This is a genomic window from Bdellovibrionales bacterium (assembly GCA_016714165.1).
Lineage (GTDB): Bacteria > Bdellovibrionota > Bdellovibrionia > Bdellovibrionales > UBA1609 > JADJVA01.
Genome location: JADJNU010000017.1, coordinates 1 through 4984, shown reverse-complemented (window position 1 = coordinate 4984; position 4984 = coordinate 1). Strand labels below are relative to the sequence as shown.

General features: G+C 44.1%; 8 protein-coding genes and 1 pseudogene. 1 reads left to right on the top strand and 8 read right to left on the bottom strand.

Going from position 1 to position 4984, the window contains the following annotated elements:
- Window positions 1–46: 46 nt before the first annotated feature.
- Together IPJ71_19695 and IPJ71_19690 are read right to left on the bottom strand one after the other, a co-directional pair.
- The gene (locus tag IPJ71_19695; GenBank protein ID MBK7845865.1) at window positions 47–331 is read right to left on the bottom strand and encodes a transposase; all 285 of its coding nucleotides are present in this window, start codon (window positions 329–331) and stop codon (window positions 47–49) included.
- Between the two features lie 33 nt (window positions 332–364).
- The gene (locus IPJ71_19690) at window positions 365–1075 is read right to left on the bottom strand and encodes a transposase (GenBank protein MBK7845864.1); all 711 of its coding nucleotides are present in this window, start codon (window positions 1073–1075) and stop codon (window positions 365–367) included.
- 745 nt (window positions 1076–1820) lie between these two features.
- Between IPJ71_19690 and IPJ71_19685 the strand changes: the two are divergent.
- Window positions 1821–2199, top strand: a pseudogene (locus IPJ71_19685) (dicarboxylate/amino acid:cation symporter).
- 150 nt (window positions 2200–2349) lie between these two features.
- On the opposite strand, the gene IPJ71_19680 reads toward IPJ71_19685, so the two are convergent.
- The 6 genes from IPJ71_19680 to IPJ71_19655 all read right to left on the bottom strand — a co-directional run bounded on the left by IPJ71_19680 (window position 2350) and on the right by IPJ71_19655 (window position 4895).
- Window positions 2350–2562 carry a hypothetical protein gene (locus IPJ71_19680; protein MBK7845863.1) on the bottom strand — a complete coding sequence of 71 codons (213 nt, stop codon included), beginning with the start codon at window positions 2560–2562 and terminating at the stop codon, window positions 2350–2352.
- 106 nt (window positions 2563–2668) lie between these two features.
- Window positions 2669–2941, bottom strand: coding sequence for a hypothetical protein (locus tag IPJ71_19675; protein MBK7845862.1), 273 nt, complete (start codon window positions 2939–2941; stop codon window positions 2669–2671).
- Window positions 2942–3017: 76 nt separating this feature from the next.
- On the bottom strand, window positions 3018–3530 hold the full coding sequence (locus IPJ71_19670) for a hypothetical protein (protein MBK7845861.1): 513 nt from the start codon (window positions 3528–3530) through the stop codon (window positions 3018–3020).
- A 13-nt stretch (window positions 3531–3543) separates the two neighbouring features.
- On the bottom strand, window positions 3544–3741 hold the full coding sequence (locus tag IPJ71_19665) for a hypothetical protein (GenBank protein MBK7845860.1): 198 nt from the start codon (window positions 3739–3741) through the stop codon (window positions 3544–3546).
- 445 nt (window positions 3742–4186) lie between these two features.
- Window positions 4187–4624 (bottom strand): hypothetical protein, encoded by a 438-nt coding sequence (locus IPJ71_19660; GenBank protein ID MBK7845859.1) that lies wholly within the window; start codon window positions 4622–4624, stop codon window positions 4187–4189.
- The gene (locus IPJ71_19655; GenBank protein ID MBK7845858.1) at window positions 4614–4895 is read right to left on the bottom strand and encodes a hypothetical protein; all 282 of its coding nucleotides are present in this window, start codon (window positions 4893–4895) and stop codon (window positions 4614–4616) included. Before IPJ71_19655 ends, IPJ71_19660 begins: the two co-directional genes overlap by 11 nt.
- Window positions 4896–4984: the final 89 nt, after the last annotated feature.

The following is a 4984-nucleotide window of genomic DNA, read 5'->3' as shown; positions in this document are numbered from 1 at the left end:
GGTTCTACTTGGTCGATGGTGGACTTTGTCCAGAGTCTCAGTCCTCTCATGCATTTAGCAATCGAAGCCTGTAGTTAAAAAAGCTTCTGTATCCAAAAGCCCTGTATTGATAAAGCTTTGCGAGTCGGTTGTAGGCTTTGGTTTTTCCATTAGTCAATCCTGTCACAAAATAATTTAAAATTTCCTTGCGCCACTTCATTAGAGTTTTTCTGAGTTTTATTATTTCTTTCAGAGATGATTTCGCCATTTGATCTGTCAGTCGGACAAATGCTTCAGTCGCCTTTTGCAGTCCTCGCGCTCGGTAGAGCTTATGGAGTGCTTCCTTGAACAAGTAGATCTCTTTGAGCTTGGGATGTTGTGCAAGTCACAGATCCAGCGCGGAACATTCGTAGTGTTTTAGTTTATGCCTGCTTCTGAGGAGAGGCCTACGAACTGGATTTGACCTGTTGTCGCCAGTGATTTCCGTACGAGCCTTGTTGATAGAGGGATTCAGGAGGGGCAGCACATGGAACTTGTCCGCAATGGTGATAGCATTAGGAAAGAAGTCTTTTATAAACTTTTTGAACGGATCACACATGTCAGTCATGGCTTGTTCCACGCGCTCTCGCCCGGGAATGTAGGCAAGTGCATCCTTCATAGATAGTACAGTTTTCCCATTGACCACTTCGCCGATGCGGCCACGATCGTAGTCAACGATGAGCGAGGCAAACTCAGTCATTCCATTTTTGCGGCATTTCCTCCTGCTGTGTTCATCGATGCCGATTCGTTTTCCCCAGAGGTCGTTCATTCGCTCGTGCCATTTGATGTCGAGTTGTTCGTAAAATACTTTATTCACTAGCCATGCGGAGCAGCTGTAGGCCCGGCACACGCGCTTTAGATCGGCGAAGTTTTCACAGGCCCACTTGAGCCCTCGGGCGGAAGCGTTCGGTGGTTTTATAGCCTTTCCTGACGCCACTAAGGGGTTCAGTGAAGACCTTCTTGCACCCGGGGCATCTAAATCGGCGTTTGAGTACTTGCGGCTGAATTCCAGACCCACGGATGGGTTGATCTTGGATTTTGACCCATCTGCGGTCATGGACGGAATTGGATTTCGTGGCGCACTTAGGGCATACTTCGAACTTGGATTCCTTGGCACACCTATAATGAGTACTGAATTTGTGATTCTGCCAGTGAGTTAACATTTTCAGTTCTGGCAAAAGGATAAAATTCTGGGTACTTTCCCAACTGGGATTCATCCGTCTCTCCTTTTTAAGATTTAGTCTCGACAACCAAAATTCTGGCAGAAGATCTGAGACGGCTCTGGATCTCTTTTTTTCGCCCCGCTTGCGTACAAGGAGAGCGACTAAGACCAGAACAGGGGTTGGGCAAAATTGACGCACTCCGGTGTCACTGCGATTCCGCACTGCGTCTCCACCAGGAACCGAGAATGAGCCACAGTTGCGCGGAACTGGCATTTTTTGATGAACAATGGGTCTAGATAGATTTGAGACTCTTTTTGAGAAAAATGTTCTTTGAAGGAGAATTTTCATGAGCTTCCATGAATATGGATCTGATGATTTGAATAGACTCCTTAAGTCCATTGATTCCCATCTTGATAGTGAAGTTGAAATTATACTCATTGGAGGCACAGCGGCCTGCTTGCTTACAAGGTCACTCGTTTGACTCATGATATTTATTCTTTCAGCCAAATCACTGCGGCACTTCAAAGGCCTATGAATTGGCCAAAACGGAAAGGACTATAGATATTCCAATGAATGTGATTCCATTTACTTCTTGCTCTACTTATATGGTTCTTTGGTTTTGGCTTCCCTCACAGGTTCATGCCAAGGCATCTTCCTCCTGGGGATTGGATATACAAGAAAACGAGAATGGAACCTAGAGCTAGAGCCATTGGAAATGAATCGCATATTTTGCTGCGCTCCCTGGGGCAATATCCATTCACATGGGAAAATGCCACCTCAGATGGAACGGCTGGTGTACCGGGAGTCGGATTTATCACACTTGCAATGGTCTTACGACAGGTCAACATTCCCGAAGAGGGAATCGCATTGGTAATTGGCGTTGATCGGCTGCTTGATAGCGCGAACTGGTGGTGAACGTGACAGGTCACGCTGTCGTCTAGCTGCTTTGGCGGCCAAAAGCGAAGGGCAACTCGACTTGAGGGCTCTTACATGTCCGGCCGCGCAAAGTGGACCCTGAACTCGTTTAGAGATCATGGGAAAACTCAGGATCTGGATTGACAAAGCATTTTCAAGGAAGCTTCCAAAATAAAATCTATATTTTAATACGGCGGGTTGCAGGCCAGTTCAAGATTCACTCAGCGGTCCCTTGTTCTCTCGACTGTTCTTCCTAATCCTGCGACTCTCGTATTATCTCGCGAACTCCGGGAATTTTAGAGAGGAGAGTTAAAATTCCACCTACTCCTTCGGAATCTATGTCTTGTGCATATTGCTTCGCCAAAGCTGTCGCTATTGCATCAGCGTCAATTTCATCATCACCATCCAAAACAATTCTAACAATAGAAAGAGCTAGATCCTTTTCCCGAGGAGTCAAGTGATCCAACAATTGGGAAAGCTTGACTTCGTAGTAATTGGGAAGTTGTTCGATCTCGCAGATTTTCTCTGGGGTTAGAGATTTTTCAGACGTGACAACAATGATGACCCTGGCTTCACAACCTTGTGAACTCCTGGTCAGTAACGCTCATTAAATTAGTTTCGATGTGTTCTTCCATAAGGAAGGGAAAAAAGAAATCCTTTCTCTTTAGGTATTTGATGTCGTGCATTTTAAAAAAGCGAATCCAGCCAAAGCTATGGTTCATAAAGTTATATATTTGGGATGGTTGAAATGGATAGCCAAAGAATGTTTCGATTTCGCGTAGTTCGGTATAATCCAGATTGTTTTTCTCCCACGAAGGCCCATGAATTGGCTTTTTACGACTCACTATTTTGAAGAATTCAACAAATTTCTCTTCCGACCATTGTTTGAGATTTGTTGGGGGCCAATATCTTCCGGAATGTCTAATTTGGTTGTTGATCGAAGAATGAATTCCATCCAAGTCCGCTTCTTTCCATATAAAAGACAATTTGGCTAGGGTGAAATCGTATCCAAAAAAATCTTCTATTTTTGTGAAATGACCTTTTTACTTTGTTGAATTTCCAATGAGTGTAATGGAGAGCATCCAGGTGATCGACAGATCGAAAGAACGAAACAAATTGGTCAGCAGAAAAGTGATTAAGTTTGGGACTGAGATAGAATTGCTTCGTAAATAAATCTGGCTCTATAAGAAGGTCTTCATAAGTGGTTTTGTTTATAGAAATAAATTGATTTACAATATATTTGTGACGATAAGGAGCTCCAAAAATAATCTCAGTTATTTTTTCATTTGGATCGAGGTGTTGATGAAATCTTCCAGTAAAAAATTGAGATTTCAGATAAAGTGTCATGTTTGCCTTGCTGAATAGAGATTCTGGCGTTTGAAGGTAAATTGCAGCTACTTTTGAGACGGGGTAGTCTCCAATTTGAATTTTCATTATCTTCTTGTATCTAATTAAAGTCTTCAGAGGCAGAGGTCTCCCCAGTATCCAGAGTGAGTTCATTGATCAGAGGTTGAAAATCCGAAGTGAGATGACCTCCTCTGTATTTTAAATGAGCGAGTAGTCGCTGAACCTTCCATGAAAAAATATCAGACGCCTGGGACTGGTCAGAGCGAGGAGAGGCGTCTGGTTCTGATTTTGGATGCATCAGACGTGAATCAAATTCGAGCGGGTTGCGAGAATGGTTTTGACGTTCGGTGCTGGAAAGTCATGCAGTCCAATTTTAGAAAGAAATCCATAGTTAAGTCAAAATCCCTCTCGATCTATGAACGAATGTGGATTCAGCCATCTCTCGACCCATATGATTGCATGGATGGTATTGGCATATTCAGTTTTCCCACCTTTCATCAATGTTTCGCGTTTGATATCAATACCTGCATCATTTAAGGCGATGAGGCTGAGTCCATATAGTGTTTCGGCCAGGACGAGACTGCCCCCCCGTTCGGTATGCTTAAAGGGGTTGATTCCGATATATTCCCAAATAGTCAGCTAAACCCACATCAAAGTGGCCGAGCTGTTCATTGACCGATCTCAATGAGAACGGCTGGCCGAGGAGTTCGCTAAGCCTGTGAGAGGTTGTCTTTTCTTCATTTTTAAGATGGAGAGAATACCCTTCCCGGTCGAGGCTTAAGAGAGCTGTCTAGCTGTGCAAAATCGATTTTGCGTTTTCTCGATCTAACTTTTTCCAATTCGAGACCCATTTCATTGAGAAAATCAAAATAGCTAAGACCAAAACGCTCTCTGAGTTGCCTCGCAATCGTCTGCAATGATAAGGACCGTCCAAAACATTTTTCTGTCACTTTTGAAATGAGTGGGGTAGTTGGTGAAGAAATGGCTCCGGTGTGGAGCTTGACTCCTTCCTTGTGCAGTGAGAGTAAGCTCAGTACATAGGGGGTGAATTCGGCTCGATTCCGAAAGGGTTCTGGGTTGATACCTAAAAACTTTCTGCATGATGTATCTGATCTGTCTTCGAAACCCCTATCTGCAGATTCTTTGGTGCTGTCTCCATGGGCCAGTAAATTATTCATCATTGATAATAGGAAAATCAATAAATACAGGCGCCTCGTCAGGGTCCTGTGACAAGGACTTAGATGAGTGATTTGACCATCGATATCGAAGAAGTAGCCCAAAATTCGCTCCGTAAATCACTAAAATCATTAAATTGCGGGTTCGCTCCATTCTCGTTGATAGAATAGGTCGAGGAAGGGTGGCGATACCTCTCCCAAGACCGGCGACACCTCCCAAGACGGGAGTCTGTTGTCTTGGCGCGAGCAAGTAAAGAGCAACAATTGTACCTGCCATTATTGTGGATTTGTTTGTCAATGACGATCTTCGAACGTTCGAAGCTTGGTCTAGAATCTGTCACAGACTCTGGGCCGGGTTTGCCCGGC

Bases quoted from the DNA above. Each gene is read 5' to 3' on its own strand.
- IPJ71_19690 (MBK7845864.1), bottom strand. From the start codon at position 1,075: ATGACCGCAGATGGGTCAAAATCCAAGATCAACCCATCCGTGGGTCTG.
- IPJ71_19670 (MBK7845861.1), bottom strand. From the start codon at position 3,530: ATGAAAATTCAAATTGGAGACTACCCCGTCTCAAAAGTAGCTGCAATT.
- IPJ71_19665 (MBK7845860.1), bottom strand. From the start codon at position 3,741: ATGCATCCAAAATCAGAACCAGACGCCTCTCCTCGCTCTGACCAGTCC.
- IPJ71_19660 (MBK7845859.1), bottom strand. From the start codon at position 4,624: ATGATGAATAATTTACTGGCCCATGGAGACAGCACCAAAGAATCTGCA.
- IPJ71_19655 (MBK7845858.1), bottom strand. From the start codon at position 4,895: ATGGCAGGTACAATTGTTGCTCTTTACTTGCTCGCGCCAAGACAACAG.